We start from the raw sequence: 16079 nt of genomic DNA on the forward strand, positions 1-16079 counted from the left end.
AGGTCACTTTAGTTCGGATGAGACGTGTTCTCCCACCCAAGTCTTAACAAATGTGCCATCGGGATCGTACTGTGCTGCTTGTTTATCGAGATTAAATCGGCGGCTGCCGCGCGGATCGGCACCAACGCCTGCTAAGTATTGCCAATTGCCATAATTAGCCGCTACATCAAAATCAATCAGTTGTTGTTCGAAGTACGCCGCGCCATAGCGCCAATCAACGCCTAATTCATGGATTAAGCAGCTGGCGACCAATTGTCGACTGCGATTAGAGAGCCAACCCGTTTGCTTAAGTTGGCGCATCGCCGCATTGACGATAGGAAAAGGCGTAGTGCCTTCACGCCACGCCATAAAGGCTTCGGCATAAAAGGTCGTGAGTGGCCGTTTGTTGGCAACGCCTTTAAAGGCAAAAAAACGGGCACCGTAGTGATACAGCATCCATTGGAAATACTCGCGCCACAATAGCTCGAAATATAGCCAATAGGTGGACTCGTTCTTCTCGACATTGCGCTCATAGCGATCGAGCTCTGCAGCGACCCAGCGCACGGATAAACTGCCGTTAGCGAGCCAGGCCGATAAGCGTGACGAAAAATCCCAACCATCCAAGCCATTTCGCGTTTCTTTATAACGCTGAATGCGATGAGTATCCCAAAGGTAATGATTGAGCTGCGCACGTCCGGCGATTTCACCACCTTGATACGGCGCAATCCGGCGATCAGACAGGGGCGCGGGGTCGGACTTAATCGCTGTGATGGGGGCAGGCAACGACTCAGGCACCGGCAGCGGTAGGCGCGGCTTGAGCCCCCGTTTTTCCACCGCTTYACGGAATTGGGTAAAGGTCGTCGGGATCTCCGGTAAATCAAAAGGCAGTTGGTGCTGGGTAAATAAGGTGTGAGCATCCGAGACGACCACCCGCTGCGGAAAGCGCTCGACCAGCGTATCAACCTGGTGACGCTCGCGCGTGCCTGGGTGGYCCGTCACGCCAATAAGATCAAACGCGTGATCCATACACAAATTCGCCACCACCTCGAGCGGCTTGCCGGTGCGAATGATCAGCTTTTGTCCCATCGCATCCAGCGCGCGATGCAGCTCGGTTAAGCTTTGCCATAAAAACGCTTCTCGTGGAGCTCCGAGGTGCCTGCTTTGAAAGTGATCCGCGCGATACCAACTTGGATCAATCACAAACACGCAGGTCAGTTGATCGCAACTCGAGGCTAAATTGGCGAGCGCAGGGTTATCATGTATTCGAAGGTCGTGGCGAAACCACATTAATCCGCGTTGCATACATCTCTCCTTTTTCCCACCAATACGCCAAGAGGCCGTCACCGGATTGCTTGATGTCTCTCGTTGGCTGACAATTCATCGATATCATGTAGAAAAGCCTCTCGCTCACATTCGTAACTCAACGGTTGTGGGTGAGTGTAGTGGCTAGGCGTTAGATTTGTCGCTGCCGTTGTGCCCACATACCAATAAAAATAAAGGTCGCGACCAAGCCGGCAAAAAGCCAATGATCTGGCCATCCGCGCATTTGTCGTGCCAACCAAGGGGAGACGGCGATAATAAAAGCACCGTAACCAAAAGCATTGATCGCCACAAAAACGAGTGTACGCACGATAAAATGATGGCCGGTCAGTAAACGGCGTAGCGTCCGGTTGATATCATTGCCAAAAACCACCAACAGTGACGCGACAATCGCCACTGCAATATCACTGAGCCAGGGTGTTAACCATGCGCCCGCCTGAGAAAACCAAGAGATTAAAATATTCATAACGATTTACACTGTGTAGAATGCGGCTAGGTTACTGATTTCTGCTGGCGACTTCCAGCGCGGACTTGGCCCGCGGGAGCGCACGATGTAAGGAGAAGGCATGAAGATCGCGTCGATCGGGTTAGGGGACATCGCACAAAAAGCCTACCTGCCATTGATGGCCAACTGGCCGGGGCTGGAGTGGGTATTGTGCAGCCGTGATAGCGCGAAACGGGCGGCGCTGGCCACGCAATATCGTGTGAGTGAGACCGCAAGTGATATCCACGAGTGCTTAGCCTTAGGGGTGGATGGAGTGATGATCCACAGCGCCACCGACTCGCATGCTGCATTGATTCGTACCTGCTTGCAAGCAGGTGTGCCGGTGTTTGTCGATAAACCTGTCGCCCCATCAGGCGCGGAGGTTGAAGCCTTATTCAACTTGGCAGAACAACAGCAAACCCCCTTGTTTGCAGGCTTTAACCGGCGTTATTTGCCTTTGCTCAACACCCATCTCAATGGCCAGCGCCCTGAAGATGAGCTGGGCACACCCCTTTTATCGCTGCGTTGGGAAAAACACCGTCATGCGCTGCCCGATGCACCGCGTCGTTTTATTTTTGATGATTTCATTCATCCACTCGACAGTATCAATGTTCATGGTGACATCAATATTGATGACTTGGATGTATTTGCGCAATTTAGCGAGGGCTTGCTCGGGCGTTTAGACGTGCGTTGGCACCGCGACAATAGCTTGTTTGAGGCTAGCATGAACCGCCAGTATGGGGTCACTAAAGAAACCATTGCGGCGGCTTATCGTAACGAGAGCTATTTCTTTGATGGCTTTACCCGTGGTGCGCGCATGCAAGACAACGTCACCACACAGCTGACCTTGCCAGATTGGACGGGTATGCAAGCGAGCAAAGGTTTTGCCGCGATGCTCAGCCATTGGTTTGAGGTGGTTAGCGAAGGGCGGGTTGATGCTACTCTCACCGCTCGTAATGTGGCGAGCCACTGGGCCGCGGAAGATTTGGTCGCCTATTGTGAAGCGCTGCGCGATAGCCCTTAGTCCCACGCGCAGCACGCTGTGGCTGCTTACGCTTCGACCGGATTATCCGTATGCGAGTGGATTAAATAGGGCAATAACAACTGGCGGACATTAAAGCTCACGTTTAACTTGGCCGCCAGCAAATACAACCCGGCAATTTTACGGTGTAAAAACAGCGCATCCGCCGGCGGCGTGTGCCAATAGCCTTGCTCCATGCTCAGCGCCATCCCTCGGTTACGTAAACGGGTCGCTAAATCGGCGTCGCCAAAATTAAATGGCGCATCCGTTGCGATCGGCTCACACGCCGTGTTCACAAGCTCCAGCACGCTGGCTTTTTGCTCCGGCAAGATGTGCTCGGCAAAAAAGCCAATTTGGGTCAGTGCCGCCTCAATACCCACGTTGTCTTTTTCAATCGCCGCTAAAAATAGCTTGCGATAGCCATCGGTAAAGGTCGGGGCATACTGACGGGTGGCGCCAAAATCGAGCAACACCACACGCCCGGTGTCAGGCTGATACAAATAATTGGCAAAGTTGGGGTCGGTTTGTACTTCACCGAATACAAAGACTTCCTCAAACAGCAACTGGAATAAGCGACTGATCACACGATGACGAATTGTCTCTGAGGCGTTGTTGAGCCGCTCAATCGGTTCTCCTGCCATATAGCTCATGGTGAGAACGCGATCAGAGGTAAGGGCTGCGTGCACTCTTGGCACTATTAAACCGTTGGCATTTTTCAAATGGTCGCCAAACCGAGTCAGTGCTTGTGCTTCTTTGCGGTAATCGGCTTCGTCATGCAGCTGCTGCTTGGCTTCATCGAGTAAGGCTTGATAGTTGGCTTCTTTGGGGATCAGGCCACTGAGGCGCAATAAGGTGATCACATTATCCACATCGCTATCAATGCTGTCTTTGATGCGCGGGTATTGCACCTTTACCGCCACTTTTTCACCGGCATCGGTATAGGCCTCGTGCACTTGGCCAATCGATGCTGACGCGATGGGTGAGAAACGAAAATGAGTGAACTCAGCCTGCCAATTATCGCCCAGCTCTTCATTAAGTACTGCTTTAAGCTGCGCCGGAGGCATGGGTGTGGCGTTACTGCGTAAGCGGGCGAGCAAATCACTAAGCTCTGGCGGGATCAGATCTCCTGCATCCATCGAAAGCAACTGACCAACCTTCATTGCCGCCCCACGCAAATCCGCCAGTTTATCCGCCACGTGGGCAATATTGGTCGGCGACATTACCAGGTCCTTACGACTCGGCCGATTACCCTGGGCAAACTGTTTGGTACCTTCCCACGCCACATTCGACGCCACCCGCCCCGCCAACGAAGCCAGCGCACCAAAGCGAGAAAACTTACCATGCGGCACTTTACGATTTTTCATAGCCACCTCCTGAATCCCCTAAGAATACGGGATAAATAGCAGAATGGTTTGGTGAGACGAGTTGCTCGCTCTCACACAGACGCGAGTTAAAGAGCCAAACCCACACCAGGATATGACAAAGACCTTTCCATTTACATGACATTCCAACCCGGGTCACAGCCCCGGGGGTGTAATTGCGTTTAGATCAAATAAAACAGCAGTTTATATTTTTGTCTGTCTAGTTAAGTAGTAGCATTTGCTTACAAAATTAGTCTGTAGGGTAAATGCTAATGAAGCTGATGTTTAAAACAAAAATACTGCTGCTTGCCATTGTGCCGCTTATTGCTTCGATATTGATTTTGAGTGCGATCACGGCACATAACGAGCGAACACTAATAGAAGAGAACATTGCCACGTTTCGGGAAAAATTAGTCAACGAGCGTAAAAAACAACTCGAAGAAGTGACTCAGGTGGCCGAGAACATTGTAGAACGCATCAATCCCGGTACCAGTGAGGCACGTCTGGCGGCGCTGAAAACGGCGCTTACTGATGTGAAATTTGGCGAAGCGGGTTACTTTTTTATCTACAATAAGCAGGGGATTAATGTGTTTCATCCTGTTAAGCCCGCGCTTGAAGGGAAAAACCTGATTGATTTTACCGATCCGAAAGGCAACAAGGTCATTCAGGGCCTGCTTGAGGCCGCACAACGTGGCGATGGCTACTTCAATTTTATGTTTGATAAGCCGGGTACCGATGCGCTGATTGATAAAATCGGCTATGCGGTAATGGTGAATAACGGTCAGTGGCTGTTAGGCACAGGTGCCTACACCGATGACATTGAGCAAGAGGTCGCTGCCTATCGCACCGACGCAGAGCAAACCTTGAATGCGCAAATTTTCCGTTTAACCTTGCTCGGGCTAGGCACGGTGGTGATTACCGGCTTATTAGTGAGTTGGTTTGCGCAGCGTATTGGCGAGCCGGTGAAAAACATGCTCGATAAGCTTAATGATATCGCCAGTGGCGAGGGGGATCTCACTCAGCGCTTGCATGTGCAAGGCCATGATGAGATCGCTCAACTTGGCCATGCGTTTAATCGTTTTGTAGAGAAACTGCAGCAGACTATTCAGCGTGTGGCGCAAGTGACGGCACAAGTAAACAGCACCGCCAGTGATATGGCTCAGCAAACATCTGTGGTAGCGCAAAAACTACAAACCCATGATAACGAGACCGAGCAAGTGGTCACCGCGGTAACAGAAATGAGCTCTGCTGCGCAGGAAGTGGCACAGAACACTACTCAGGTTGCTGATGCCGCTACGTCTGCCACCCAAGACGCCCAGAATGCACAAACCCAAGTGCATGAATCTATCTCGTCGGTTGATCGGTTGGTAGCGAAAATGGGTGAGTCGAGCGGACAGGTGGACCAGCTTAAAGCCCAGTCGGACAAGATCACCTCGGTGCTGTCTGTGATTGGTGAGATTGCCGAACAGACCAATCTGTTGGCGCTGAATGCAGCGATTGAAGCGGCTCGGGCCGGTGAGCAAGGCAGAGGGTTTGCCGTGGTTGCCGATGAAGTGCGTACTTTGGCAAGCCGCACCCAAACCAGCACTCATGAGATCCGTGACATGCTCGATGGCCTGCATGTGCATGTGGATAGTGCGGTCAAAACCATAGCCGACAGCGATCAAGAGTGCCAAAACATGGCAACGATCTCATCAGAAATTGGCGAGCGAATCACCTCGGTGAGTGCGGCGTTCTCGCAAGTGAACGATATGACCTCGCAAATTGCCAGCGCAGCATCAGAGCAAACCACGGTGACGGAAGATATTCACCGTAACCTAATATCAATACGCGACATTGTCGCCAGCTTACTAAACGCGAGCGAGACGTCGTCACACGCGGCGGAAGAGCTGAGTTCGCTTGGCCAAGATCTCGATACCTTGGTCGGGCAATTTAAAGTCGCTTAAATCACGCTTAACTCGCTCCCACGCGCAAGCATAGGCGCGAGGCATGATAAAAACGTTAAAGGACGCTAACGGCAAGCGTCCTTTCGCTTTACAATAGCTATTTTAGCGGTATTATGCTCACGCAAACGTTTGCTTTGAACATATTATGCGCTATTGAGAGGGTTTCATGCTGCCTGATGTCGAGATTTGTCGTAATACCACACTCGCCCCCATACCTACCATTGCCAAGCAAGCTGGCCTCATTGACTCAGAGTTTAAAACGCAAGGTAGCTATAAAGCCAAAGTCTCTCTCGATTGCTTAACGCGTCTTGCGCCCAACCGAACGGGAAAGTTAGTCCTGGTCACCGCCATCACTCCCACGCCCTTGGGTGAAGGCAAAACCGTGACCACCGTTGGTCTGGCGCAAGGCTTGGCGAAGCTGAATCACTCTGTGACGGCGTGTATTCGTCAGCCTTCGATGGGGCCCGTATTTGGTGTGAAAGGTGGCGCCGCTGGCGGTGGTTATTCGCAAGTGGCTCCGATGGAGGAGCTTAACCTCCACCTGACGGGAGATATTCATGCGGTGACCGCGGCGCACAACTTGGCTGCTGCGGCAATTGATGCGCGAATCTATCACGAGCAACGCCTAGGCTATGACGATTTTGAGGCGCGTAGTGGCTTAAAAGCGTTAAAAATCAACCCAAGTCGGGTGGTATGGAAGCGGGTGATGGATCACAACGATCGCGCCTTGCGTATGGTGACTGTGGGGAAAAACGAGCCTGGCAAAACCATCAACGGCTACGAGCGTGAGGGCGGATTTGATATCTCGGCCGCCTCTGAGCTAATGGCTATTTTGGCGTTGGCGAGCGATCTTCGCGATTTGCGTCAGCGCATCGGCTGCATAGTGTTGGCTTATAGCCATACCGGTGAGCCAATCACCACCGAAGATTTGCAAGTGGCCGGCGCGATGGCGGTGAGTATGAAAGAAGCGATTGAACCCACTTTGATGCAAACCCTAGAAGGCGTGCCGACACTGGTTCACGCCGGTCCATTTGCCAATATTGCCCATGGCAATTCGTCGATTATCGCCGATAACATTGCCCTTAAGCTGGGGGACTATACCGTCACCGAAGGTGGCTTTGGCTCGGACATGGGGTTTGAAAAAGCCTGCAACATCAAAGCGCAAGCATCGGGTAAAGCACCAGACTGCGCGGTGATTGTGGCGACATTACGTGGCCTTAAAGCCAACTCAACGCACTATAACTTTTTGCCTGGGCAGCCATTACCAAAATCACTTTTTGCGGATGATCATGAAGCATTGGTGGCAGGGTTTGAAAACCTAAAATGGCACATCAACAATGTGAATCAATATGGTGTACCGGCAGTGGTCGCAATTAACCGTTTCCCGCAAGATAGCGATGCTGAGCTTGCGACACTCAAGGCGATGATTGAAGCGCTGCCTAATAAGGTGCGGGTAGCGATCAGTGAAGGCTTTGCCCAAGGTGGTGAGGGTACGCGTGAACTGGCGGAACAAGTGGTCGCGCAATGTGAAACCAACGCATCATTCTCGCCCTTGTATCATGCCCATCAAAGTTTGGAAGAAAAACTGATGGTGGTTGCGGAAGTCGGTTATGGCGCGGGAAGCGTGACGTTAAGTGAAACCGCGAAACAGCAACTGCAACAATTGAAAGCGCAAGGGTATGAGGGTTTGGCGGTCTGTTTGGCGAAAACGCCGCTATCAATTTCAACCGATGGTGCGATCAAAGGCGCTCCCAAAGGCTTTGATGTACCGATCCGCGAGTTGAAATTATGCGCGGGTGCTGGATTTGTCTATGCCTTATGCGGCAACGTGATGACTATGCCCGGCCTACCGGAAAAACCAGCGTTTATGAACCTTGACCTCGATGATGAGGGTAATATTGTTGGATTGAGTTAATGATACTAACCCTCGTGAGAGCCGCTGTTGTCAGCGGCTTTTTTGTTTTTGCTAGACGCGGCCACGCTTGTGATTGTCTTCAAGGTCGCGTGATGTGGTATCCTCTCTGGCTTCAATTCTCCCACCGACTGTGAGCCTGACTTGAAAAAAATCGCGGTTTTTGTCGACGTTCAAAATATCTACTACACCACACGCCAAGCCTACGGGCGTCAGTTTAACTATCGCCAGTTGTGGCAAACCCTCAATGACATGGGGGAGGTGGTAACCGCGTATGCCTACGCCATTCGCCGCGATGACGATCAGCAAATCAAATTTCAAGATGCCCTGCGCCACATTGGCTTTACCGTCAAGCTCAAACCTTATATTCAACGCGCCGATGGCAGTACCAAAGGCGATTGGGATGTGGGGATTGCTATTGATGTGATGGAAACCGCTCCCGAGGTCGATACCGTGGTGCTGTTATCTGGCGACGGAGATTTTGACTTGCTGATGAACAAAATCCGCGCGCGCTATCACACTGAAGCGATCGTGCTTGGTGTGCCTTCCCTAACGGCTAATTCCTTGGTGAACAGTGTCGATCGCTTTATTGCGATTGAAGACGATATGTTGTTGTAGGCACGGCGTTTAGTTTGCGGTTCTGGGACAATTTCTGATTTTATGTTGATGTTGAAGTGAGTAAACGATGTACAAATTAATCGCCTTGGATATGGACGGCACCTTGTTGAACAGCGAGAAAGCAATCTCTGCTGAGAATAAGCAAGCCATTGCCCGCGCGCGTGAAAAAGGCGTGACTGTGGTATTGGCGTCCGGTCGGCCGCTTGAGGGCATGCAGCCTAAGCTGGATGAGTTGGGTATCTATTCAGATAAAGACTTTGTGCTTTATTACAACGGCTCGATGGTGAAAAACGTGGGGACCGATAAGGTGATCTTGCAAAAAGGGCTCGACGGAAAAGCCGCTAAAACATTGGCTCGGCACGCCGAGGCACTGGGAGCCTCTGTGCATGCCTTTAGTACTGAGCACGGTTTGATTACACCCGCACAGAATCCGTATACCGAGATTGAGGGCAAGATCAACGGCCTGGATATTACCGTGATGGATTTCGAGACCCTAAGCGATGATCATCCGATTATCAAAGTGTTGATGGTGGCGGAGCCAAGCAAGYTAGATGAAGTGATCGCCGCTTTACCATCCGCGCTGCGGGAGGAGTTTACAGTCGTACAAAGTGCGCCTTTCTTCCTCGAGTTTTTAAACCCTGAGAGCAATAAAGGGACGGGGGTGGCCGCCATTGCGGAGCATTTAGGTATTCAACCTAACGAGGTGATTTGCATGGGCGATGCTGAAAACGATCATGCGATGTTGGAATACGCGGGCCTTGGGATTGCGATGGCGAATGCCATGGAAGCAACCAAGCAAATCGCGGATTACATTACCGAGAGCAATGATGAGCACGGTGTGGCCAAAGCGATTGAAAAGTTTGTGTTAGCGGCCGATAGCGCCGTAGCGTAAAACGAACAAGCATGAACAAATGGGGTGGGTGTTTGTGCCTGCCTCGTTTTTTATTTCATGGTATTGATGGCGTATTTGTAGAGCGTTTGGCGTGAGCCTATCTAGCTTTAATGAGCCGATAGCGGTATTCGCGCAAAACAAAAAAGCCTGCTTAAAAGCAGGCTCTCTGGAAATGGTGCGTCCGGGCAGACTCGAACTGCCGACCCCCGCCATGTCAAGGCGGTACTCTAACCAACTGAGCTACGGACGCGAATTTCAAAATGTGGTGCGTCTGAGTGGACTCGAACCACCGACTTCCACCATGTCAAGGTGACACTCTAACCAACTGAGTTACAGACGCATAATTTTTCGTTTCAAGCAAAGTGGTGCGTCCGAGTGGACTCGAACCACCGACCCCCGCCATGTCAAGGCGATACTCTAACCAGCTGAGCTACGGACGCACAGTGCTTGAAAGCGGGATGAATAGTAGCGAGTTCATCTGTGTCACGCAAGCGCTTAAGCCCATATTTTTGCGTAGAAACGACTGTTTGGCGATTTGATCGTCAATATGGCGATGTTTTCGCTATCTGTCATGCGTGAGTGACTGTTTTAACGGTGACGCGCTGATTGTTGATGCGTTATTGCCCGAGTTTGACATCGCAACGCTGGAACAATTGTTGCCAGACATCAGCATGATGTTTAATCGCCGCCTTGTAGGCCTGATAAGCGTCTCCCTTCCAGTAGGCGTTTTTGTAATCGTTAAATGTGTCAGGCGTGTTTAATGTCGCCAGTCGCGAAAGCTCCGGGGCAAGATCGCGATACAGCCCATCCACCCGAGCCAGATATGGCTGCACATCACCCACGTAAAACTTATAAAAGACAGTCTGCAGGCGTTTTAAACGGGTGGTATCAAAATTACCGCCGCAACGCACTTTATCTTGATGGTTAGCAATCAGTTCACTGGTTTGGTTAAGCCAAGCGGTGTGATAGCTCAAGCTCACAAACAAATCGCCTAGAATTGGCTGTTTTTCGATGCTTTCTTGCCAGTCTGTAACAGACTCTGTGGGCGCTTGGGTTGAGGGTATTAATTGGCTAAATTGCGCAATGGTGTTGACCGCATTGCTGTGTGCTGGAAGCTCGATGGGGAGCGTAAACGCCGGCAAGCTGAGCTGCGCGCGCCAAGCATCACTATCAATCAAGGTATTCCAGATCACTTTCTCCCGCTGCTGGCGTTTAAGCGCCAGCGCCTTTTCTAGCTCAGCGTGAATACTTGGATCCTTCACTTGCGGCAAACACTGCGCCGCGGTATCAATAAAATGGAGCTCATAGTCGAGCTGCCGAAAGCGGTCGGCCACTTTACCTAAGGAAGAATTACGCTCCGCGATCAGGTTGAACAAACCACACTGGCGAAGCTCGTAAGCGTCGAGGACGCCCATTCTCAGCTCTTCCAGTGGCTGAACCAGATCGCGTTTACGTGGCAATGTCGGTAGCTCAGGGGCGGTGAAGTCGGGGGTTGGCGCATCCAGCACATTGCCAAGTCGCTGATAGTAGTCGGCCATCATGTCCTTGGCCGGATCATCTGATTGGCATCCCGCTAATGCTGCTAACGATATGACGAGTATTGCGGTTTGTATTCGGCGCATGATTTGGCTCTTGGCTAAGCTCCTGACTTAACGATGCTAACATGTACGCAGGCGATCGGATTAACGATCGCCTCGTTGGGATCTACGTGTACAGTGTGAGGAACAGTTTTCCTTGTTAATTATACTTGTTGAGTTTGCGTAAGGGATAAAATCGTAGAAAGCTCTTCATCAATTGCTGTCATATCTTGTTGTACTTGTTCTATATTAGCAATGCTCGATTGAATACTCCCTGTTGCTTGTTCAGACAGGCTCAGTAGTCGTGTTACTTCATCGCTTAGCCCATCAGCAGAGTACTGGACTTTATCCATTACCTCGAGGGTTAGTCCAATCACATGGCTGATCTGACCAATGGCACCGTTGACATTTCTGACGGTTTCTCCGGTGGTACTAAGGCTGTTTTGCGTATTTTGCGATAAGTTACGGACTTCATCAGCGACCACGGCAAACCCACGTCCTTGTTCACCTGCGCGTGCCGCTTCAATAGCAGCGTTTAGTGCCAGCAAATTGGTTTGTTCGGCAATGCCATCAATCACTTTTAAAATTTCTTCTATACGGCTGGCATTCACACTCAGTGCGTCGGTATGGATTTGTAGATCTTGGCTTTGCCCGTGTTGTTGTTGGACCTCGTTAGCAAGTGTTGAAAACTGTTTTTGGACAGCTTGGAGAATGTCTGCGCTCTCGGTGGCGTAGTCGGCCACACCACTGTAACTGTCTAACAGTGATTGAAGTAATGATTTGTACCGAGACAGGCGATTGATACTATGCGATTGGAGTGCCGAAAGTTTTTGTAGGCTATTAATTTGTTTTTGAGCGTTGTAGCCACGGTAATCCGCATAGTGAATGGCAAATTGATCGGCAAATTTATCAGCAAAAGATTCGTTGGGTTCGACGCGGTATAGCATGAGTGCGGTCAAGGTCTGGTTTTGGTGTACACCTAATAGTTCACCAAATGTTGAGAAACCAGCAATACTGGGGATGTTATCAAAGCAAGTGACTCGTGATAGTGACTGCGTATTGTTGACACGGCGCAAAATACAATCGTTAGCGAGCATGGCAAAAGGTCGGCGAGGTTTGTCTCTTAAGTGTTGTTGATAGTCGCGTGCTGTCACTTCAGCTAGGTCATCCGCTTTCATAAGATAGAGGCTATCGCCAAAATCGAGATCGCAGAAGAAATGCAGGATACCTTGCTCATGGTCAATCGCAGCGATCGAACGGATATAAATTTGCTCGCCAATCTTTATTCCAAATGTATAGCCATCCAAATATGATTCGAGCTGGTGAGCCTGACAAGAAAAGTAATCACATAACGCTTGTACTGGTGAAATCAGGGCGGTGCTGTTGGGCGCAAACACACCGGTGACAATTCGAGCAGCCGGTTCGCTTTTGGCTATATCTAGATGAAAGTTTGTTGGTTTGAAGTTATGGCTGTTCATGATGCCATAGCGAATACCGGGCGCAAACTTGATAAAAGCGAGCGCGGCATAATTGTCGAGTAGCTTCCCATTGAGCGCCAACTTAGCTTCGCGGAAATTTAGAGTGCCACCTGCTGAGCCGCCTACGAAATAGCAAGGGAAACGGCGGGTTGCATAAAGGGCCTGCATAAAAAAGTTTTCTGAGCCACTTAATCCATCAAAAAAGGTGAGTGCAACTGTATCTTGCGCGTCGATAGTAAAAGGCACTCTGAGCTGTTGCAACGAACGGGTAATTTTTTCAATGCGTGTCTCGGGCGATAATGTCGGCGTACCGCTTTTGATGTCTTCACAATGTAAAGGCACGGTCGCTGCGCTGACAGATTCAATGACATTGTCGCCATAACTCTGTAAAACAATGTTATCCCATTCGCCCTCTGTGGTGTGATACAGCGAGGTATGCCCACCACCAAGTTCGCCAGCTGTCATTATGGTTATCAGAGTTTGACAAAAAGGCATCGCGGCTTGGAGTTTTTGGGTTGTTGCTTCAAAGGGTAAATGGGGTGAGATAAAAGCCAGCACCAGAGGTGTTTTACCTTCTGAGAAAGATAAAGCCGATAACGTGCTTTGATTGACATCGCGGCTACGAATACACAGTGAATAAACAAAAGGTGGATGGTTGGGAGATTCATGTAAGGTTTTACCTGACAACAAGCGAGATTTTAAGAATTCAAACATAAACAACTCTACGACAAAGTGACCGGGTTGCCACATGGTTTGTATGGGGTTATTGACAAACTATACGTGGTTTACCCTTAGTAACGTAGCTGTGAGTTATGATCTATCACGCTGTTTTATAAACTTTTAAATCTGTTTTGGTAAACCTGTGACCGCAATCACCCTGTCAAATTACTTGACAGGGTAAAGAGCCCTTTACCGCTCTGCCATGGCTAGTTGGAACTCGGGGGATTGTTGGCGCATCCAGCGTAAGCGTAGACCCAACAATACAGCCGCACTGGATAGGCCGATAATAATGCCAACCCAGAAACCATGTGCGCCCATGGCCGGTACCAGCCAGTCTGTCATGCCTAGCATATAACCGAGTGGCAAACCCAGTCCCCAGTAGGCGATTAGGGTGCGTTGGAAAATCGCGCGCATGTCTTTGTAGCCACGCAGGGCACCGGCGGCGACCACTTGAATGGCATCGGTGATCTGATAGACAGCTGCCAATAACATCAATGATGATGCCAGCGTGGCGACGTCGGGATTATCAGAATACAGGGCGATAATTGGGTCGCGYAGCCAGACGGTGAGTAAGGCGGTTACCACGGCAGTGCTGACACCCAGCCAAATACCGATTTTGGCGGAATTAGCCGCGCCTTCGGTGGTGCGTTTGCCCAATAGGTGGCCGACACGAATGCTGACTGCTACGCCAAGGCTCATCGGCAACATAAAGATCATGGTGGAAAAGTTGATCGCCACCTGATGAGCGGCCACGGTTATCGGCCCAAGTGGGGCGATTAAAATAGCAATCGCCGCAAACAAGGTCACCTCGAAGAACAGCGAGGCCGCCACGGGGAAGCCGAGTTTAAATAAGCGGATTTGCTCTTTGATAATCGGCGTGTAAAGGGTGGCGAATAGGTGCAGACCACTGAGCTTTTTGCTGATCATCACATACGCGGCCATCAGCGCTGCCATCAGCCAGTACACTAGCGCGGTGGCAACGCCACAGCCGACGCCACCAAGTTCCGGGGCTCCCAGCTTACCGTAGACGAACATCCAGTTAAGCGGCACGTTAGCGGCCAGGCCGATAAAGCCTATTACCATTGCTGGAACCGTGAGTGACATGCCTTCGCACAAGTTACGAATCGCTTGGAAAAGCAAAAAAGCCGGCACCGCCCAAATCACGGCATGCAAGTAACCAATGGTCTTAATCGTGAGCGCCGCTTCGACATCCATTAAGTCAATAATAAAGCCAGCTTTATACAAAACCAACCCGATAGGAACACTCAGAAACATCGCCATATAGAGGCCTTGCTGAAACTGATAGGGGATCTGATCGTCTTTGCTTGCGCCATTAAGCTGAGCAATTATCGGGACCATCGCCATCAACAGGCCAATACCAAACAAAATAGCGGGCATCCACACACTGGATGCGACGGCGACGGCGGCCATATCGGTGGCGCTATAGCCACCTGCCATCACGGTATCGACAAACCCCATAGAGGTTTGCGCGATTTGCGCGATAAACACTGGAATACTGAGCCGAACAATGGCTCTTGCTTCATCATGGTATTGCTGCACGTTGGCCTCAACATGTTTAAGTGAAAAGGAGGGAGGAATCGATTGCGCGCAATTATACTTGCCCGAGGAAGAGAAAGGAAAGCGAAAGCACTATCAATTTCGCACCTGCGACGATGCAATGATTTTAAGGTAGCGAGTGGCGGTGGCCGCGAGCCTAACGACTAGAAAATTTGCTCATCGTCTGCATCAATAAACAGATTAATGGTTCGATGAGATTCATCAATCTGCATATCGTAATGAATGGCATTGCAACAGTTTGGGCAGTCTTCATAAAACTCCTGGTTGCCACCACTTAGATCCAATGTGATATCAAAGCGATGACCACAGTGCGGGCAATTTACGATCCGGTCAGTCATATCGTCCATGGTTACACACCTCTTTTCGGTTCTCTGTACTTAAGGTCAGTATAGATGAGGATGCTAAGGGGATAAACGTAGGGGATAATATGATCGATAAACTGGGCTATGCGTCGCGACAAATGGCATATCACCTGAATGCCGGTGAATGCCATTTATGCTGCTATCGTGATGTCGACAGCTAGAGCGATTCGAGATTATCTGCGCTAAATGCGCGAAGGCTCGCAAGCTTTTGGTCGGCAATCACGAAACGGGGATCTTCCCACTCGTGAGCGGCGGGCACAACAATGGTTTTCATTGAGGCCGCCTTGGCGGCAAGTAGGCCGGTAAATGAGTCTTCAAAGGCAACACAGTGCTCGGGATCCACATCCAAGGCGTTGGCGGCGTTAAGATAAACCTCTGGATGAGGCTTGCCGTGTTTAAGCGCGCCCGCCGACTCGACAATGGCAAATTGCTCACTGAGTCCTAACGCATCGAGGGTTAGATGAATAAGCGAAAGGGGCGATGACGAGGCTAAGCCCACTTTTAGTCCAGCTTGATGGCAAACCGCTAACGCTTCTTTAACGCCCGGCATCATCGGTTTTTCGTCTTTCACTAACGCCACCACACGGTCGACGATCCGCGCTTGTACGTCGGCATTGGAGGGGCCCTGCCAAGGCTGAGTGCGTGCGTAGTATTTGACTATCTCGTCAATTCGAACGCCTGTGGTATCACGCGTGTCTTGTAAACTGATAGAAACGCCGAGCTTGCCGAGCTCTTCGGTTTGTACTCGTTGCCAAAATGGTTCTGAATCGACCAGTAAACCATCCATATCAAATATCGCGGCAGATAACATCGCCAACCTCACCTTTAGGA

12 protein-coding genes, 3 tRNA genes and 1 pseudogene are annotated in these 16079 nt (G+C 50.5%); 5 read left to right on the forward strand and 11 right to left on the reverse strand.

All coding sequences use genetic code 11. The features are described from left to right. Window positions 1–3: 3 nt before the first annotated feature. A complete protein-coding gene (locus BZG13_RS07825; RefSeq protein WP_077486216.1) occupies window positions 4–1281 on the reverse strand; it encodes a DASH family cryptochrome in 1278 nt (425 codons plus the stop codon). 151 nt (window positions 1282–1432) lie between these two features. Beyond that, complete coding sequence (locus BZG13_RS07830) at window positions 1433–1765, reverse strand: DUF3392 domain-containing protein (RefSeq protein ID WP_069361264.1); 333 nt, start codon at window positions 1763–1765, stop codon at window positions 1433–1435. A 100-nt stretch (window positions 1766–1865) separates the two neighbouring features. On the opposite strand from BZG13_RS07830, the gene BZG13_RS07835 reads away from it, so the two are divergent. Further along, on the forward strand, window positions 1866–2807 hold the full coding sequence (locus BZG13_RS07835; protein ID WP_077486217.1) for a Gfo/Idh/MocA family protein: 942 nt from the start codon (window positions 1866–1868) through the stop codon (window positions 2805–2807). A 26-nt stretch (window positions 2808–2833) separates the two neighbouring features. On the opposite strand, the gene BZG13_RS07840 is transcribed toward BZG13_RS07835, so the two are convergent. Then, the gene (locus BZG13_RS07840; protein WP_198935509.1) at window positions 2834–4174 is read right to left on the reverse strand and encodes an ABC1 kinase family protein; all 1341 of its coding nucleotides are present in this window, start codon (window positions 4172–4174) and stop codon (window positions 2834–2836) included. 272 nt (window positions 4175–4446) lie between these two features. Between BZG13_RS07840 and BZG13_RS07845 the strand changes: the two genes are divergently transcribed. From BZG13_RS07845 to BZG13_RS07860, 4 genes are all read left to right on the forward strand, one after another. Beyond that, window positions 4447–6111 (forward strand): methyl-accepting chemotaxis protein, encoded by a 1665-nt coding sequence (locus tag BZG13_RS07845; protein ID WP_198935510.1) that lies wholly within the window; start codon window positions 4447–4449, stop codon window positions 6109–6111. A gap of 166 nt (window positions 6112–6277) precedes the next feature. Then, entirely contained in the window at window positions 6278–8026 is a 1749-nt protein-coding gene (locus BZG13_RS07850; RefSeq protein ID WP_077486220.1) for a formate--tetrahydrofolate ligase, read from the forward strand. Between the two features lie 141 nt (window positions 8027–8167). Further along, on the forward strand, window positions 8168–8641 hold the full coding sequence (locus BZG13_RS07855) for an NYN domain-containing protein (RefSeq protein WP_046073274.1): 474 nt from the start codon (window positions 8168–8170) through the stop codon (window positions 8639–8641). A gap of 67 nt (window positions 8642–8708) precedes the next feature. Next, window positions 8709–9533: a Cof-type HAD-IIB family hydrolase gene (locus BZG13_RS07860; protein ID WP_077486221.1), complete on the forward strand. Its 825-nt coding sequence runs from the start codon at window positions 8709–8711 to the stop codon at window positions 9531–9533. Between the two features lie 173 nt (window positions 9534–9706). Here the strand turns inward: BZG13_RS07860 and BZG13_RS07865 are convergent. The 8 genes and pseudogenes from BZG13_RS07865 to hxpB form a co-directional block, all read right to left on the reverse strand. Then, window positions 9707–9783, reverse strand: a tRNA-Val gene (locus tag BZG13_RS07865). 13 nt (window positions 9784–9796) lie between these two features. Then, a tRNA-Val gene (locus tag BZG13_RS07870) sits at window positions 9797–9873 on the reverse strand. 23 nt (window positions 9874–9896) lie between these two features. Next, window positions 9897–9973 (reverse strand) — tRNA-Val (locus BZG13_RS07875). Window positions 9974–10150: 177 nt separating this feature from the next. Continuing rightward, window positions 10151–11155: a DUF3080 domain-containing protein gene (locus BZG13_RS07880; protein ID WP_077486222.1), complete on the reverse strand. Its 1005-nt coding sequence runs from the start codon at window positions 11153–11155 to the stop codon at window positions 10151–10153. Window positions 11156–11382: 227 nt separating this feature from the next. After that, window positions 11383–13302: pseudogene (locus BZG13_RS15580) on the reverse strand (methyl-accepting chemotaxis protein); the annotation flags it as partial. 195 nt (window positions 13303–13497) lie between these two features. Then, a complete protein-coding gene (locus tag BZG13_RS07890) occupies window positions 13498–14868 on the reverse strand; it encodes an MATE family efflux transporter (protein WP_077486224.1) in 1371 nt (456 codons plus the stop codon). Between the two features lie 161 nt (window positions 14869–15029). Next, window positions 15030–15233: a CPXCG motif-containing cysteine-rich protein gene (locus BZG13_RS07895; protein WP_069362368.1), complete on the reverse strand. Its 204-nt coding sequence runs from the start codon at window positions 15231–15233 to the stop codon at window positions 15030–15032. 172 nt (window positions 15234–15405) lie between these two features. Next, complete coding sequence (gene hxpB / locus BZG13_RS07900) at window positions 15406–16059, reverse strand: hexitol phosphatase HxpB (protein ID WP_077486225.1); 654 nt, start codon at window positions 16057–16059, stop codon at window positions 15406–15408. Between the last annotated feature and the right edge of the window lie 20 nt (window positions 16060–16079).

The organism is Salinivibrio sp. ML323 (assembly GCF_001995745.1).
Lineage (GTDB): Bacteria > Pseudomonadota > Gammaproteobacteria > Enterobacterales > Vibrionaceae > Salinivibrio > Salinivibrio kushneri.

Excerpts from the sequence above, each read along its gene's own strand:
- BZG13_RS07830 (WP_069361264.1), bottom strand. The coding sequence starts at position 1,765 with ATGAATATTTTAATCTCTTGGTTTTCTCAGGCGGGCGCATGGTTAACA.
- BZG13_RS07835 (WP_077486217.1), top strand. The coding sequence starts at position 1,866 with ATGAAGATCGCGTCGATCGGGTTAGGGGACATCGCACAAAAAGCCTAC.
- BZG13_RS07845 (WP_198935510.1), top strand. The coding sequence starts at position 4,447 with ATGTTTAAAACAAAAATACTGCTGCTTGCCATTGTGCCGCTTATTGCT.
- BZG13_RS07850 (WP_077486220.1), top strand. The coding sequence starts at position 6,278 with ATGCTGCCTGATGTCGAGATTTGTCGTAATACCACACTCGCCCCCATA.
- BZG13_RS07880 (WP_077486222.1), bottom strand. The coding sequence starts at position 11,155 with ATGCGCCGAATACAAACCGCAATACTCGTCATATCGTTAGCAGCATTA.
- BZG13_RS07895 (WP_069362368.1), bottom strand. The coding sequence starts at position 15,233 with ATGGACGATATGACTGACCGGATCGTAAATTGCCCGCACTGTGGTCAT.
- hxpB (WP_077486225.1), bottom strand. The coding sequence starts at position 16,059 with ATGTTATCTGCCGCGATATTTGATATGGATGGTTTACTGGTCGATTCA.